This is a genomic window from Salmonella sp. 3C (assembly GCF_025426275.1).
In the GTDB taxonomy this organism is placed as follows: Bacteria; Pseudomonadota; Gammaproteobacteria; order Enterobacterales; family Enterobacteriaceae; genus Salmonella; species Salmonella enterica.
The window spans coordinates 775,279-790,326 of sequence record NZ_CP104858.1 but is presented as its reverse complement, the minus strand read 5'-3'; the positions used below and the strand labels follow the sequence as shown (position 1 = coordinate 790,326).

19 protein-coding genes are annotated in these 15,048 nt (G+C 53.7%); 17 read left to right on the top strand and 2 right to left on the bottom strand.

Going from position 1 to position 15,048, the window contains the following annotated elements; all coding sequences use genetic code 11:
• The first annotated feature begins 3 nt into the window (after positions 1 to 3).
• From cas7e to cas2e, 5 genes are read left to right on the top strand one after another with little or no spacing between them, the layout of a single operon-like run.
• Entirely contained in the window at positions 4 to 1,062 is a 1,059-nt protein-coding gene (cas7e, locus tag N7E69_RS03760; protein WP_000206413.1) for a type I-E CRISPR-associated protein Cas7/Cse4/CasC, read from the top strand.
• Between the two features lie 10 nt (positions 1,063 to 1,072).
• Positions 1,073 to 1,819, top strand: coding sequence for a type I-E CRISPR-associated protein Cas5/CasD (cas5e, locus tag N7E69_RS03755; RefSeq protein ID WP_000085105.1), 747 nt, complete (start codon positions 1,073 to 1,075; stop codon positions 1,817 to 1,819).
• Positions 1,801 to 2,451, top strand: coding sequence for a type I-E CRISPR-associated protein Cas6/Cse3/CasE (cas6e, locus tag N7E69_RS03750; protein WP_000281487.1), 651 nt, complete (start codon positions 1,801 to 1,803; stop codon positions 2,449 to 2,451). Before cas5e ends, cas6e begins: the two co-directional genes overlap by 19 nt.
• On the top strand, positions 2,448 to 3,368 hold the full coding sequence (gene cas1e / locus N7E69_RS03745; protein ID WP_000144833.1) for a type I-E CRISPR-associated endonuclease Cas1e: 921 nt from the start codon (positions 2,448 to 2,450) through the stop codon (positions 3,366 to 3,368). Before cas6e ends, cas1e begins: the two co-directional genes overlap by 4 nt.
• Positions 3,368 to 3,661: a type I-E CRISPR-associated endoribonuclease Cas2e gene (gene cas2e / locus N7E69_RS03740; RefSeq protein ID WP_001518648.1), complete on the top strand. Its 294-nt coding sequence runs from the start codon at positions 3,368 to 3,370 to the stop codon at positions 3,659 to 3,661. Before cas1e ends, cas2e begins: the two co-directional genes overlap by 1 nt.
• A gap of 261 nt (positions 3,662 to 3,922) precedes the next feature.
• Here cas2e and N7E69_RS03735 read toward each other — a convergent pair whose 3' ends face one another.
• Positions 3,923 to 4,969 carry an aminopeptidase gene (locus tag N7E69_RS03735; protein ID WP_000490481.1) on the bottom strand — a complete coding sequence of 349 codons (1,047 nt, stop codon included), beginning with the start codon at positions 4,967 to 4,969 and terminating at the stop codon, positions 3,923 to 3,925.
• A 250-nt stretch (positions 4,970 to 5,219) separates the two neighbouring features.
• Here N7E69_RS03735 and cysD point away from each other — a divergent pair, with 250 nt between their 5' ends.
• The 10 genes from cysD to N7E69_RS03685 all read left to right on the top strand — a co-directional run bounded on the left by cysD (position 5,220) and on the right by N7E69_RS03685 (position 12,661).
• Positions 5,220 to 6,128 (top strand): sulfate adenylyltransferase subunit CysD, encoded by a 909-nt coding sequence (gene cysD, locus N7E69_RS03730; RefSeq protein WP_000372384.1) that lies wholly within the window; start codon positions 5,220 to 5,222, stop codon positions 6,126 to 6,128.
• Positions 6,129 to 6,137: 9 nt separating this feature from the next.
• Positions 6,138 to 7,577: a sulfate adenylyltransferase subunit CysN gene (gene cysN / locus N7E69_RS03725; RefSeq protein ID WP_001092256.1), complete on the top strand. Its 1,440-nt coding sequence runs from the start codon at positions 6,138 to 6,140 to the stop codon at positions 7,575 to 7,577.
• Positions 7,564 to 8,169 (top strand): adenylyl-sulfate kinase, encoded by a 606-nt coding sequence (gene cysC / locus N7E69_RS03720; protein WP_001173663.1) that lies wholly within the window; start codon positions 7,564 to 7,566, stop codon positions 8,167 to 8,169. Before cysN ends, cysC begins: the two co-directional genes overlap by 14 nt.
• Positions 8,170 to 8,219: 50 nt before the next feature.
• Positions 8,220 to 8,543: a DUF3561 family protein gene (locus N7E69_RS03715; protein ID WP_001537530.1), complete on the top strand. Its 324-nt coding sequence runs from the start codon at positions 8,220 to 8,222 to the stop codon at positions 8,541 to 8,543.
• Positions 8,544 to 8,733: 190 nt separating this feature from the next.
• Entirely contained in the window at positions 8,734 to 9,045 is a 312-nt protein-coding gene (gene ftsB, locus N7E69_RS03710; RefSeq protein ID WP_000517480.1) for a cell division protein FtsB, read from the top strand.
• Between the two features lie 18 nt (positions 9,046 to 9,063).
• The gene (gene ispD / locus N7E69_RS03705) at positions 9,064 to 9,774 is read left to right on the top strand and encodes a 2-C-methyl-D-erythritol 4-phosphate cytidylyltransferase (protein WP_000741653.1); all 711 of its coding nucleotides are present in this window, start codon (positions 9,064 to 9,066) and stop codon (positions 9,772 to 9,774) included.
• Positions 9,774 to 10,253 (top strand): 2-C-methyl-D-erythritol 2,4-cyclodiphosphate synthase, encoded by a 480-nt coding sequence (gene ispF / locus N7E69_RS03700; protein ID WP_001219253.1) that lies wholly within the window; start codon positions 9,774 to 9,776, stop codon positions 10,251 to 10,253. Before ispD ends, ispF begins: the two co-directional genes overlap by 1 nt.
• The gene (gene truD / locus N7E69_RS03695) at positions 10,250 to 11,299 is read left to right on the top strand and encodes a tRNA pseudouridine(13) synthase TruD (protein WP_000134246.1); all 1,050 of its coding nucleotides are present in this window, start codon (positions 10,250 to 10,252) and stop codon (positions 11,297 to 11,299) included. Before ispF ends, truD begins: the two co-directional genes overlap by 4 nt.
• Positions 11,280 to 12,041 carry a 5'/3'-nucleotidase SurE gene (surE, locus tag N7E69_RS03690; RefSeq protein WP_001221538.1) on the top strand — a complete coding sequence of 254 codons (762 nt, stop codon included), beginning with the start codon at positions 11,280 to 11,282 and terminating at the stop codon, positions 12,039 to 12,041. The genes truD and surE overlap by 20 nt, the downstream gene beginning before the upstream one ends.
• Entirely contained in the window at positions 12,035 to 12,661 is a 627-nt protein-coding gene (locus N7E69_RS03685) for a protein-L-isoaspartate(D-aspartate) O-methyltransferase (RefSeq protein WP_000253545.1), read from the top strand. Before surE ends, N7E69_RS03685 begins: the two co-directional genes overlap by 7 nt.
• Before the next feature lie 138 nt (positions 12,662 to 12,799).
• On the opposite strand, the gene N7E69_RS03680 is transcribed toward N7E69_RS03685, so the two are convergent.
• Entirely contained in the window at positions 12,800 to 12,958 is a 159-nt protein-coding gene (locus N7E69_RS03680; protein WP_223151218.1) for a peptidase, read from the bottom strand.
• Between N7E69_RS03680 and nlpD the strand changes: the two genes are divergently transcribed.
• Positions 12,888 to 13,970 (top strand): murein hydrolase activator NlpD, encoded by a 1,083-nt coding sequence (nlpD, locus tag N7E69_RS03675; RefSeq protein ID WP_223151217.1) that lies wholly within the window; start codon positions 12,888 to 12,890, stop codon positions 13,968 to 13,970. The two genes, N7E69_RS03680 and nlpD, sit on opposite strands and share 71 nt — an antisense overlap.
• A gap of 62 nt (positions 13,971 to 14,032) precedes the next feature.
• Complete coding sequence (rpoS, locus tag N7E69_RS03670; protein ID WP_000081498.1) at positions 14,033 to 15,025, top strand: RNA polymerase sigma factor RpoS; 993 nt, start codon at positions 14,033 to 14,035, stop codon at positions 15,023 to 15,025.
• The last annotated feature ends 23 nt before the right edge of the window (positions 15,026 to 15,048 follow it).

Below are 15,048 nucleotides of genomic sequence, written 5' to 3'. Positions count from 1 at the left end.
TTTATGACAACGTTTATTCAGCTCCATTTACTGACCGCTTACCCCGCCGCTAACCTGAACCGTGATGATACCGGTGCGCCAAAAACCGTGGTGCTTGGCGGAGCAACACGTCTGCGTATCTCCTCTCAGAGCCTGAAACGCGCCTGGCGTACATCTGAGTTATTTGAACAGGCATTAGCTGGCCATATTGGTATTCGTACTGGTCGCATTGCTCGTGAGGCGGCGCAAATCCTCGTTGATAGCGGCATTGACGCCAAAAAAGCGGTTGAGTATGTGGAAAAAATTGCCAACTGTTTTGGCAAGGTAAAGGCGGAAAAGAAACCAAAAGATGAACTGACGAATGCTGAAACCGAGCAACTGGTGCATATCAGCCCAGCTGAATTTGAGGGCGTAAAAGCGCTAGCGCACCGTCTGGCGGAAGAAAAACGCGCGCCAAAAGAGGAAGAGCTTGCACTGCTACGTAAAGATCGCATGGCTGTCGATATTGCCATGTTTGGCCGTATGCTGGCGAATAAGCCCGATTTTAACGTGGAAGCTGCCTGTCAGGTCGCCCACGCCTTCGGCGTCAGCGAAACGATCGTCGAAGACGATTTCTTTACTGCTGTGGATGACCTACGCCAGGCATCGGCAGAAGATGCAGGCGCAGGCCATCTCGGCGAAACCGGCTTTGGCTCCGCGCTGTTTTACACCTATATCTGCATCGACAAAGATCTGCTGGTGAAAAACCTGAACGGCAATGAAGAACTGGCAAACAAAACGCTGCGCGCCTTTACTGAAGCGGCGCTGAAAGTGTCGCCAACCGGCAAACAGAACAGCTTTGCCAGCCGTGCCTATGCCTCGTGGGCGCTGGCGGAAAAAGGCACCGACCAACCACGTTCACTGGCGGCCGCGTTTTATGAACCGATCAACGGTACAGACCAATTGAACGTTGCGGTTAAGCGTATTACCGCGCTGCGTGAAAATATGAATGCGGTCTATGCACAGGAGACGGCGTTCAAAGACTTTAACGTTATGAATCAGCAGGGAAGCATGAAAGACGTGCTTGATTTCATCTGCGCGTAAGGGGCGGCTTATGAGCCAATATCTGGTTTTTCAGCTTCACGGGCCGATGGCGTCCTGGGGCGTGGATGCGCCAGGCGAAGTGCGCCACAGCCATGATCTGCCTTCGCGCTCGGCGCTGCTGGGGCTGCTGGCGGCGGCGCTGGGTATTCGCCGCGATGAGGAGGAACGGCTAAACGCCTTCAACCGTCATTACCAATTTTTGCTGTGCGCCAGCGGCAACCCGCGCTGGGCGCGGGATTATCACACGGTGCAGATGCCGAAAGAGGTACGTAAGGCACGTTATTTCAGCCGCCGTGAAGAGTTGCAGGATCCTGAGTTACTGAGCGCGCTGATTTCCCGACGCGACTACTACACCGACGCCTGGTGGATGATCGCTGTCAGCGCGACGCCGGACGCGCCTTACTCGTTGGCGCAGCTTCAGGCGTCGTTACAACATCCTGTATTCCCGCTGTATCTGGGGCGCAAAAGTCACCCTCTGGCGTTGCCGCTTGCGCCGCAACTGCTGGACGGGCGTGCGCCGGATGTCCTGCGTGAAGCATATCGTTGGTATCAGGATCAATTCAATACGCTGAAACTGACTCTCCCCAGATTACAGAATGAATGCTGGTGGGAAGGTGAACACGATGGCTTAACGGCGAACAAAATTTTACGTCGTCGCGACATGCCGTTGAGCCGCCAGCAATGGTTGTTCGGTGAACGTAGCGTGAATCAGGGGCCGTGGCTCCGCAAGGAGGACGCGTGTATCTCTCAAGAATAACGCTGCACACCAGCGAGCTTTCGCCGGCACAGCTCTTGCATCTGGTGGAGCGCGGCGAGTACGTGATGCACCAGTGGTTATGGGATCTCTTTCCCGGCAGCAAGGAACGGCAGTTTCTTTATCGCCGCGAAGAGTTACAGGGCGCGTTTCGCTTTTTTGTTCTCTCACAGGAACAGCCTGCCGCCAGCGCGATTTTTGACGTGCAGACTCGCCCATTTGCGCCAACGCTGAGCGCGGGGCAGACGCTGCGGTTTAACCTGCGCGCCAATCCGACGGTTTGCAAAAACGGCAAGCGTCACGATTTGCTGATGGAGGCGAAACGCCAGCGTAAAACGCAGGGTGATAGCCAGGATATTTGGTCTTATCAGCAGCAGGCGGCGCTGACGTGGTTGGCGCGCCAGGGGGAGCAAAATGGCTTCACCCTGCGCGAAACGAGCGTTGATGCTTATCGGCAGCAGCAGATACGTCGAGAGAAATCCCGGCAGATGATTCAGTTTAGCAGCGTGGACTATACCGGCGTGCTGGTGCTTAACGATCCCGTGCTTTTCCTGCAACGTCTGGCGCAGGGGTACGGTAAAAGCCGGGCGTTTGGCTGCGGAATGATGATGATCAAACCCGGAGACGACGCGTGACGTTCGTACCGCTCAACCCGATCCCGTTAAAAGATCGAACCTCGATGATCTTCCTCCAGTACGGTCAAATTGACGTGCTGGATGGGGCATTCGTGCTGATCGATAAAACGGGAGTCCGCACGCATATTCCCGTCGGTTCGGTCGCTTGTATCATGCTGGAACCGGGAACGCGGGTTTCCCATGCGGCAGTGCATTTAGCATCAACGGTCGGCACCCTGTTGGTATGGGTGGGCGAGGCGGGAGTGCGGGTCTATTCCTCCGGACAACCCGGTGGCGCACGAGCCGATAAGTTGCTTTATCAGGCAAAGCTGGCGTTAGATGATGACCTGCGGCTTAAAGTAGTCCGCAAAATGTATGAACTGCGTTTTCGTGAGCCGCCTCCCGCCCGTCGTTCCGTTGAGCAACTGCGCGGTATTGAAGGATCCCGTGTGCGGGCGACCTATGCATTACTGGCGAAGCAGTATGGCGTGAAATGGCATGGTCGTAACTATGATCCGAAAGACTGGGAGAAGGGGGATGTCGTCAACCGATGTATTAGCGCGGCGACATCGTGCCTGTACGGGATTTCAGAAGCGGCTATCCTGGCGGCGGGATATGCGCCGGCTATCGGTTTTATCCATAGCGGTAAGCCGCTTTCTTTTGTTTATGACATTGCCGATATCATCAAATTTGAATCGGTGGTGCCCAAAGCATTTGAGATCGCCGCTCGTCACCCGGCGGAACCTGATAAAGAAGTGCGCCTGGCCTGCCGGGATATTTTTCGCAGTTCGAAGCTGACCGGAAAATTGATCCCGCTGATCGAAGAGGTGCTCGCTGCCGGTGAAATTGAACCACCTCAGCCTGCGCCGGATATGCTGCCGCCAGCAATACCGGAACCTGAATCACTGGGTGATAGCGGCCATCGGGGGCATGGTTGATGAGTATGGTGGTTGTGGTCACGGAAAACGTACCGCCGCGCCTGCGGGGACGTCTTGCCGTCTGGTTACTTGAGGTTCGTGCAGGTGTTTATGTTGGCGATACCTCGAAGCGTATTCGGGAAATGATTTGGCAACAGATCACACAGCTTGGCGGAGTCGGAAACGTAGTAATGGCCTGGGCAACAAATACTGAGTCTGGTTTTGAGTTCCAGACCTGGGGTGAAAACAGACGTATTCCGGTAGATTTGGATGGACTGCGTTTGGTTTCTTTTCTTCCTGTTGAAAATCAATAAGTTGAATGCTCTTTAATGATAAGGAATTGTTATCTTACCGTTGGTAGTTTGTTATGTAGTAAAAAAGGGCTTTTAGAACAAATATATAGTTTTAGTGTGTTCCCCGCGCCAGCGGGGATAAACCGGCGTATCCCGAAATCACGTTCAAGAAAAATCCGTGTTCCCCGCGCCAGCGGGGATAAACCGGTTGGGTTGCATAGATGACACGCTTATAAATAGTGTTCCCCGCGTCAGCGGGGATAAACACGTTTCACCAGCATATCAGGACGTTTTTTCCGCCTTCGCCAGCTCTTTTACCAACGGCAGCATTATCCGTACTACATCGCGGCTACGGCGCTCAATTCGCCCTGGCAGCGCCTTGTCAATATGCTGTTGATTATCAAGCCGTACGTCGTGCCAGCTATTGCCGTTCGGGAAGGAGGCATTTTTCACGCGTTGCTGGTATCCGTCTTTTTTACCCAGATTCCAGTTCGTCGCCTCAACAGAAAGCACCGATATTCCCGCTTTATCGAAAACCTCCGCATCATTACAGCAACCCGTTCCTTTGGGGTAGGATGGATTGCGTCCCGGATTGGTGTTGGCGGCGATACCATAACGGCGCGCAATCGCTAATGCTCGATCGCGGGTCAGTGTACGCACTGCTTCCGGCGTATTTTTCCCGCTATTAAAATAGAGCTTGTCGCCAACAATCAGGTTATCGAGATTAATCACCAGCAGCGTATTTTTCTTCTCAGCGTCACTCATTCGTTTGAGTAAATTTTCCGCGCCTAGCTTTCCCTCTTCTTCCCCGCTGGTGGCGATAAAACGAATCCCATAATGGGTCGGTATATCTTTCAGACGCGCCGCCAGTTCCAGCATAACGCCTAATCCCGCGGCATTATCATCCATTCCCTGTAACGTTAAACCGCCCAGATTGGCATCGACATCAGCGTCGCTCTGCGGAGCGTAGGTATCCAGATGCGCCATAATGATGATCTGCTGCGGCACGCGCCCTTCATGGGCGGCGATGACCGTACTGCCCGTCACGTTATGCCAGTTTTTGCGATTATCCTTCGTGGTATAAATAAATCGGCTATTAAACGTTCGAATATCGCTTTGGTATCCCATCTGGGTAAATTGTTGGCGTAAATAATCGGCAGACAACATCTCGGCGGGGGAGCCAGTCATTCTCCCGGGAAAAAAAGTGGCGATATGTCGTGCCTGAGTATTCGCTATTTCACCAGGCCCTGGTGATGCTGCTTGTGCAGGAAGGATAAAGCCTACGCCGAGCGCCAGAATGACGGCAAAGCGGCGCGTTGCGGAAAACATAATGAGTCCTTAAATACAGAACAAAATTTTACGTGGCTAGTATGAAACCGCGATCGTGTTAATACAATTTCATTTGCTCCTAAATGCTGGCAATCCGGTACGTTAAGCATTTTTTGATATTGGTTTTTGGGCCGCGTTATTCCTTTGAGGAACTACTCATTCCAATTCGTCATTTCATTCACTCTCCTGCGCTCCCTATAGTCGTGTAATCGAAATGTTTAGCAAAAAACGGTATTGCAAAGGAACGGTTATGGATCAAAAACGACTCACCCACCTGCGGCAACTGGAGGCGGAAAGTATCCACATTATCCGTGAAGTGGCAGCGGAATTCGCTAATCCGGTCATGCTGTACTCCATTGGTAAAGACTCCAGCGTCATGCTGCATCTGGCGCGTAAGGCGTTTTATCCGGGTACGTTACCGTTCCCGCTATTGCACGTTGATACCGGTTGGAAATTCCGTGAGATGTACGCCTTTCGCGATCGTACCGCCAACGCATACGGCTGCGAATTGCTGGTACATAAAAATCCGGAAGGCGTGGCGATGGGCATCAATCCGTTCGTTCACGGTAGCGCTAAACACACCGACATTATGAAAACCGAAGGGTTAAAGCAGGCGCTGAATAAGTACGGTTTTGATGCCGCGTTCGGCGGCGCACGGCGCGATGAGGAAAAATCCCGCGCGAAAGAACGTATTTACTCCTTTCGTGACCGTTTCCATCGCTGGGACCCGAAAAATCAGCGGCCAGAGTTGTGGCGTAACTATAACGGTCAGATTAATAAAGGCGAAAGTATACGCGTCTTCCCGCTCTCCAACTGGACTGAGCAGGATATCTGGCAATACATCTGGCTGGAAAACATCGACATCGTGCCGCTGTATTTGGCTGCTGAACGCCCGGTTCTGGAACGTGACGGCATGTTGATGATGGTGGATGACGATCGTATCGATCTCCAGCCTGGCGAAGTCATCAAAAAAAGGATGGTGCGCTTCCGTACACTTGGCTGTTGGCCGCTCACCGGGGCGGTGGAATCCCACGCGCAAACGCTGCCGGAAATTATCGAAGAGATGCTGGTTTCTACCACCAGCGAGCGGCAGGGGAGGATGATTGACCGCGATCAGGCGGGGTCGATGGAGCTTAAAAAACGTCAGGGGTATTTCTAAGGAGCCGCCATGAACACCATACTTGCACAACAAATCGCCAATGAAGGCGGCGTCGAAGCCTGGATGATTGCCCAACAGCACAAAAGCCTGCTGCGTTTTTTAACCTGTGGCAGCGTTGATGACGGTAAAAGTACGCTGATAGGTCGTTTGCTGCACGATACTCTGCAAATTTATGAAGATCAGCTCTCTTCTCTGCATAATGACAGTAAACGTCATGGCACGCAGGGAGAAAAACTCGATCTGGCGCTACTGGTAGATGGGCTGCAGGCCGAGCGTGAGCAGGGCATTACTATTGACGTCGCGTACCGCTATTTCTCCACGGAAAAACGAAAATTTATTATCGCCGACACGCCGGGCCATGAACAATATACTCGTAATATGGCGACCGGGGCGTCCACCTGCGATCTGGCGATCCTACTGATCGACGCGCGTAAAGGCGTGCTGGATCAGACGCGTCGCCATAGCTTTATCTCCACTCTGTTGGGGATCAAACACCTGGTGGTGGCAATCAACAAAATGGATCTCGTTGACTACCGCGAAGAGACCTTCGCCCGTATTCGCGAAGATTACCTGACCTTTGCTGAACAGTTGCCGGGCGATTTGGACATTCGCTTTGTCCCGCTTTCGGCGCTGGAAGGGGATAATGTCGCCGCGCAGAGCGCCAATATGCGCTGGTACAGCGGCCCGACGCTGTTGGAAGTCCTGGAAACGGTAGACATACAGCGTGCGGTAGACCGTCAACCGATGCGATTTCCGGTACAATACGTTAATCGCCCAAATCTTGATTTTCGGGGGTATGCCGGCACTCTGGCGTCTGGTAGCGTCAAAGTCGGAGAGCGCATTAAAGTGCTGCCGTCTGGCGTGGAATCCAGCGTGGCGCGTATCGTCACTTTTGATGGCGATAAAGAAGAAGCCTGTGCGGGCGAAGCCATTACCCTGGTACTCAACGACGACATTGATATTAGCCGCGGCGATCTGCTGCTGGCGGCAAACGAGACGCTGGCACCTGCGCGGCACGCCGCGATCGACGTGGTATGGATGGCGGAACAGCCGCTGGCGCCGGGCCAAAGCTACGACGTTAAACTTGCGGGTAAGAAAACCCGCGCGCGTATCGAGGCTATTCGCTATCAGATTGATATCAACAATCTGACCCAACGAGACGTCGAGAGCCTGCCGTTAAACGGTATTGGTCTGGTGGAGATGACATTCGATGAGCCGCTCGCGCTGGATATTTATCAGCAAAATCCGGTGACGGGCGGGCTGATTTTTATCGACCGACTTTCTAACGTCACCGTGGGCGCTGGCATGGTGCGGGAACTGGACGAACGCGGAGCGACGCCGCCCGTGGAATACAGTGCGTTTGAGCTGGAGCTGAATGCGCTGGTACGCCGTCATTTTCCGCACTGGGACGCCCGCGATTTGCTGGGAGATAAACATGGCGCTGCATGATGAGAACGTGGTCTGGCACTCTCATCCCGTTACTGTCGCCGCTCGTGAACAGCTCCACGGCCACCGTGGCGTGGTGCTGTGGTTTACCGGACTCTCCGGTTCGGGAAAATCAACGGTGGCCGGCGCGCTGGAAGAGGCGTTACATCAGCGCGGCGTCAGTACCTACCTGTTGGATGGCGATAATGTGCGCCACGGTTTGTGCCGTGATTTAGGCTTTAGCGATGCCGATCGCCAGGAAAATATTCGGCGGGTAGGCGAAGTGGCCAGTCTGATGGCGGACGCTGGCCTGATTGTTTTGACGGCATTTATTTCTCCGCACCGCGCCGAGCGGCAACTGGTAAAAGAGCGCGTCGGCCACGATCGTTTTATCGAGATTTATGTCAATACGCCGCTGGCTATCTGTGAACAGCGCGATCCTAAAGGATTGTATAAAAAAGCGCGCGCGGGCGAGTTGCGTAACTTTACCGGTATCGACGCCATTTACGAAGCGCCTGACTCGCCCCAGGTTCATCTTAATGGTGAACAATTAGTAACAAATTTGGTTTCCCAATTATTAGACCTGCTGAGACGGCGCGATATTATCAGATCCTGAGACACCACCGGGCTTGTATGCCCGGTATGGTCAAGGTTACAGGATTTAATATGCGTAATAGCCATAACATTACTTTCACAAGGTCAGACGCCTTCATGGTCGACGATGACGCCACCAGTGCATTTCCGGGGGCGGTGGTCGGCTTTGTGTCATGGCTGCTGGCGTTGGGGATCCCTTTTCTGCTTTATGGCCCTAACACGCTGTTTTTTTTCCTCTATACCTGGCCCTTTTTCCTCGCGTTAATGCCGGTATCGGTGATTATCGGCATTGCGTTGCATCTGCTGGTAAAGGGCAAAATACTTTTTAGCATCATGTTTACTCTACTGGCCGTAGGCGCGCTGTTCGGCGCGTTATTTATATGGCTATTAGGGTAGACGGGTTATCACTGCGCCTCCGGTCATAATTCAAACCGTAACCAACAATGAGATTATGTTCTCCTTACTCGGGTATACGTAACATCCGGCAAATGTGGTACATTTGCCGGCGTTGTCGCGGCAATCCCGTCCTGAATGTGGAGTCACAGAGGACGTTATGGGATGATGATGCCGTTTTTCAGGGGGCAGGATGGGTAAACTAACGCTGCTGTTGCTGGCTTTACTGGTCTGGCTACAGTACTCGCTGTGGTTCGGTAAGAACGGCATACATGACTATAGCCGCGTCAACGATGATGTGGTCGCGCAGCAGGCGACAAACGCCAAACTTAAAGCGCGTAACGATCAGCTTTTTGCCGAAATTGACGATCTCAATGGCGGCCAGGAAGCGATTGAGGAGCGCGCGCGCAACGAACTTAGCATGACCAAACCGGGCGAAACCTTCTATCGTCTGGTGCCTGACGCCTCAAAACGCGCGGCAACGGCGGGGCAAACTCATCGATAAACCATCCAGGGATTTAACATGGCAGCCACTTTATTGGACGTTTGCGCCGTGGTGCCGGCGGCCGGATTTGGCCGCCGAATGCAAACAGAATGTCCTAAGCAGTATCTCTCAATCGGTAATAAAACCATTCTGGAGCACTCAGTTCATGCGCTGCTGGCGCATCCTCGGGTGACACGCGTTGTTATTGCTATCAGCCCTGGCGATCATCGCTTTGCCCAACTTCCGCTGGCGAATCATCCGCAAATCACCGTTGTGGATGGCGGCAACGAACGCGCTGATTCTGTTTTGGCCGGGTTGCAGGCCGTTGCAAAGGCGCAGTGGGTGCTGGTGCACGACGCGGCAAGACCCTGTTTGCATCAGGATGACCTTGCGCGGTTGCTGACCATCAGCGAAAACAGCCGGGTCGGCGGTATCCTCGCCAGTCCGGTGCGCGACACCATGAAACGCGGCGAACCGGGGAAGAACGCTATTGCCCATACCGTAGAGCGCGCCGATTTATGGCACGCGCTCACCCCGCAGTTTTTCCCCCGCGAACTCTTGCACGATTGTCTGACGCGTGCGCTGAATGAAGGCGCGACCATCACCGACGAAGCGTCAGCGCTGGAATATTGTGGTTTTCATCCGGCGCTGGTAGAAGGTCGCGCGGATAACATCAAGGTCACCCGTCCGGAAGATCTGGCGCTGGCGGAATTTTATCTGACCCGAACCATCCACCAGGAGAAAGCATAATGCGAATTGGACACGGTTTTGACGTACACGCGTTTGGCGGAGAAGGGCCGATTATTATTGGCGGCGTGCGTATCTCTTATGAAAAAGGGCTATTGGCGCATTCCGATGGCGATGTGGCGTTACATGCGCTGACCGATGCGCTGCTGGGTGCGGCGGCGCTTGGCGATATCGGCAAGCTCTTCCCGGATACCGATCCGGCATTTAAGGGAGCGGATAGCCGCGAACTACTGCGTGAAGCCTGGCGTCGTATTCAGGCGAAGGGGTACACCCTCGGCAACGTAGATGTCACCATTATTGCGCAGGCGCCGAAAATGCTGCCGCATATTCCGCAAATGCGCGTCTTTATCGCCGAAGATCTCGGCTGCCATATGGATGATGTTAACGTGAAGGCGACGACGACGGAAAAGCTCGGATTTACCGGACGCGGAGAAGGCATTGCCTGCGAAGCGGTCGCGTTGCTGATGAAGGCGGCGAAATGACAGAGTTTGACAATCTCACCTGGCTGCACGGAAAACCACAAGGTAGCGGATTGCTGAAAGCGAATCCGGAAGATTTTGTGGTGGTTGAAGATTTAGGCTTTACGCCAGATGGTGAAGGCGAGCACATTCTGCTGCGTATTTTGAAAAACGGTTGCAATACCCGTTTTGTCGCTGACGCGCTGGCGAAATTCCTGAAAATTCACGCTCGCGAAGTGAGCTTTGCCGGGCAAAAAGATAAACACGCCGTTACCGAGCAGTGGCTGTGCGCGCGCGTGCCGGGGAAAGAGATGCCCGATTTCAGCGCCTTTCAGCTGGAAGGTTGTAAAGTGCTGGAATACGCGCGTCACAAGCGTAAGCTGCGTTTAGGCGCGCTGAAAGGCAATGCCTTTACGCTGGTGTTGCGTGAAATAAGCGATCGCCGCGATGTCGAAACACGATTGCAGGCGATTCGCGATGGCGGCGTGCCGAACTATTTCGGCGCACAGCGATTCGGCATTGGCGGCAGCAACTTGCAGGGCGCGCTGCGCTGGGCGCAAAGTAACGCGCCGGTGCGCGATCGCAATAAACGCAGTTTTTGGTTGTCGGCGGCGCGTAGCGCGTTGTTTAATCAAATTGTTCACCAGCGGCTGAAGAAACCAGACTTTAATCAAGTTGTTGACGGCGATGCGCTACAATTAGCGGGGCGTGGAAGCTGGTTCGTCGCGACATCTGAAGAACTGCCTGAATTGCAGCGCCGGGTAGACGAAAAAGAGCTGATGATTACAGCGTCGTTGCCGGGCAGCGGAGAGTGGGGAACACAGCGTGCGGCGCTGGCGTTTGAGCAAGATGCCATTGCCCAGGAAACGGTGTTGCAATCGCTGTTGCTGCGCGAAAAAGTAGAGGCGTCGCGCAGAGCGATGCTGCTTTATCCGCAACAATTAAGCTGGAACTGGTGGGATGACGTTACCGTCGAGTTACGTTTCTGGCTGCCCGCAGGCAGTTTTGCCACCAGCGTAGTAAGGGAACTGATCAACACAATGGGTGATTATGCGCATATTGCTGAGTAACGATGACGGGGTTCACGCGCCCGGTATACAAACGCTGGCGAAAGCGCTGCGTGAGTTTGCTGATGTACAGGTCGTAGCCCCGGATCGTAACCGCAGCGGCGCGTCTAATTCCCTCACGCTGGAATCTTCGCTTCGTACTTTTACCTTTGATAATGGCGATATCGCCGTACAGATGGGGACGCCGACCGATTGCGTCTATCTGGGCGTTAATGCCTTAATGCGTCCGCGTCCGGATATTGTCGTTTCCGGTATTAACGCGGGTCCGAATCTGGGCGATGATGTGATCTATTCCGGTACTGTCGCCGCGGCGATGGAAGGTCGTCATCTCGGCTTTCCGGCATTAGCGGTCTCCCTTAACGGCTATCAACATTATGATACGGCTGCGGCCGTGACTTGCGCGCTTTTGCGAGGGTTAAGCCGGGAGCCGTTGCGTACCGGGCGTATTCTCAACGTGAATGTCCCGGATCTACCGTTAGCGCAGGTTAAAGGCATCCGCGTGACTCGCTGTGGTAGCCGCCATCCAGCGGATAAAGTAATCCCGCAGGAAGATCCGCGCGGTAATACATTGTACTGGATTGGCCCGCCGGGCGATAAATACGATGCCGGGCCGGATACCGATTTCGCGGCGGTGGATGAAGGCTACGTCTCCGTCACGCCGTTGCATGTGGATTTAACCGCGCACAGCGCGCATGATGTGGTTTCAGACTGGTTAGACAGCGTGGGAGTTGGCACGCAATGGTAAGTGGACGTGTACAGGCTCTTCTTGAACAATTGCGCGCGCAGGGCATCAGAGATGAGCAGGTGCTTAATGCGCTTGCCGCAGTGCCGCGCGAGAAATTTATTGATGAAGCGTTTGAACATAAGGCTTGGGAAAATATCGCTTTGCCGATAGGCCAGGGTCAGACGATTTCGCAGCCCTACATGGTGGCGCGAATGACGGAACTGCTCGAACTGACGCCGCAATCCAGGGTGTTGGAAATTGGCACCGGTTCCGGCTATCAGACGGCGATTCTGGCGCATCTGGTACATCACGTTTGCTCCGTTGAGCGGATTAAGGGGCTGCAATGGCAGGCGCGCCGCCGCCTGAAGCAGCTCGATTTACATAATGTTTCTACCCGTCATGGCGATGGCTGGCAAGGCTGGCAGGCGCGTGCGCCGTTTGACGCTATCATTGTGACGGCCGCGCCACCGGAAATTCCTACCGCGCTCATGGCACAGTTGGATGAAGGCGGCATTCTTGTTCTGCCCGTGGGCGATGAGCAGCAGTTTTTGAAACGCGTGCGTCGCCGGGGCGGCGAATTTATTATCGATACCGTGGAGGCCGTTCGCTTCGTCCCGTTAGTCAAGGGAGAGCTGGCCTAGTTTGCCCTGCAAACACCCACTCTTACGCCTGATGAAGCCGAAACGAATACCTGGAGTTTTCCTGGTTATTCCCGGTGGGTTAAGCGTATCGTGAACACATTTTCCCGTGTTCACTTAATGCGTTGCACGGTTCTTACGTCACTGGTTGTTAACCAAATTTTTTACTGGGGGATAAATGAGCGCGGGAAGCCCAAAATTCACCGTTAGTCGCATTGCGGCACTATCACTGGTTTCACTATGGCTGGCAGGTTGTACCAGTTCGTCAAACCCTCCGGCGCCGGTCACGTCTGTGGACAGTGGGTCGTCATCAAATACCAATTCCGGGATGTTGATCACACCGCCGCCAAAAATGGGCGCGACGACGCAACAAACGCCGCAACAAGCGCCGCAAATTCAACCCGTTCAGCGTCCTGTAACGCAGCCCATGCAAACTCAACCGGTCACGGAACAACCCGTGCAGATGGAAAATGGGCGAATTGTATACAATCGCCAGTATGGGAATATTCCGAAAGGTAGCTATACGGGTGGCAGTACTTACACCGTGAAAAAGGGTGATACGCTTTTTTACATCGCCTGGATTACCGGGAACGATTTCCGCGATCTGGCCCAGAGAAACAGTATTTCTGCCCCGTATAGCCTGAATGTAGGGCAAACTTTGCAAGTTGGTAACGCATCCGGTATGCCAATTACTGGCGGAAATGCGATCACCCAGGCGGATGCAGCACAGCAAGGAGTTGTGACCAGGTCTGCACAAAATTCCACCGTTGCAGTTGCGTCTCAACCAACAATTACGTATTCTGAGGGCTCAGGTGAACAAAGTGCTAACAAAATGTTGCCAAACAACAAGCCTGCTGGGACGGTTGTCACAGCGCCTGTAACGGCACCAACGGTAAGCACGACCGAACCAAATGCAAGCAGTACGTCAACCAGCGCGCCGATTTCCGCATGGCGCTGGCCGACGGATGGCAAAGTGATCGAAAACTTTGGCGCTTCCGAAGGGGGCAATAAAGGGATCGACATTGCAGGCAGTAAGGGACAGGCTATCGTCGCAACCGCTGATGGGCGCGTCGTATATGCCGGTAACGCACTGCGTGGTTACGGTAATCTTATTATCATCAAACATAACGATGATTACCTGAGTGCCTACGCCCATAATGATACGATGCTGGTCCGGGAACAACAGGAAGTTAAGGCGGGGCAAAAAATCGCTACTATGGGTAGCACCGGCACCAGCTCTACACGCTTGCATTTTGAAATTCGTTACAAGGGGAAATCCGTAAACCCGCTGCGTTATTTACCGCAGCGATAAAGCGGCGGAACCAGGCTTTGACTTGCTAGTTCCGTCAAGGGATCACGGGTAGGAGCCACCTTATGAGTCAGAATACGCTGAAAGTTCATGATTTAAATGAAGACGCGGAATTTGATGAGAACGGAGTAGAGGCTTTTGACGAAAAAGCCTTGAGTGAAGAGGAACCCAGTGATAACGACCTGGCTGAAGAAGAGCTGTTATCGCAAGGGGCCACACAGCGTGTGTTGGACGCGACTCAGCTTTACCTTGGTGAGATTGGGTATTCACCACTGTTAACAGCCGAAGAAGAAGTCTATTTTGCGCGTCGCGCACTGCGTGGAGATGTCGCTTCTCGCCGTCGCATGATTGAGAGTAACCTGCGTCTGGTGGTAAAAATTGCCCGCCGTTATGGCAATCGTGGACTGGCGTTGCTGGACCTGATTGAAGAGGGCAATCTGGGGCTTATCCGTGCAGTCGAGAAGTTTGACCCGGAACGCGGGTTCCGCTTCTCAACATACGCAACCTGGTGGATTCGCCAGACAATCGAACGGGCGATTATGAACCAAACCCGTACGATTCGCTTGCCGATTCACATTGTTAAAGAGCTGAACGTATACCTGCGCACCGCACGTGAGTTGTCGCATAAACTGGACCACGAACCGAGTGCGGAAGAAATTGCAGAGCAACTGGATAAACCGGTTGATGACGTCAGCCGTATGCTTCGTCTCAACGAGCGCATTACCTCGGTAGACACCCCGCTGGGCGGTGATTCCGAAAAAGCGTTGCTGGACATCCTGGCCGATGAAAAAGAGAACGGTCCGGAAGACACCACGCAAGATGACGATATGAAACAGAGCATCGTCAAATGGTTGTTCGAACTGAACGCCAAACAGCGTGAAGTGCTGGCGCGCCGTTTCGGTCTGCTGGGATATGAAGCTGCGACACTGGAAGATGTAGGCCGTGAAATCGGTCTTACGCGTGAGCGTGTTCGTCAGATTCAGGTTGAAGGCCTGCGCCGTCTGCGCGAAATTCTGCAGACGCAGGGGCTGAATATCGAAGCGCTGTTCCGCGAGTAAGTACCCTTGTCAAAAAAAGGCCA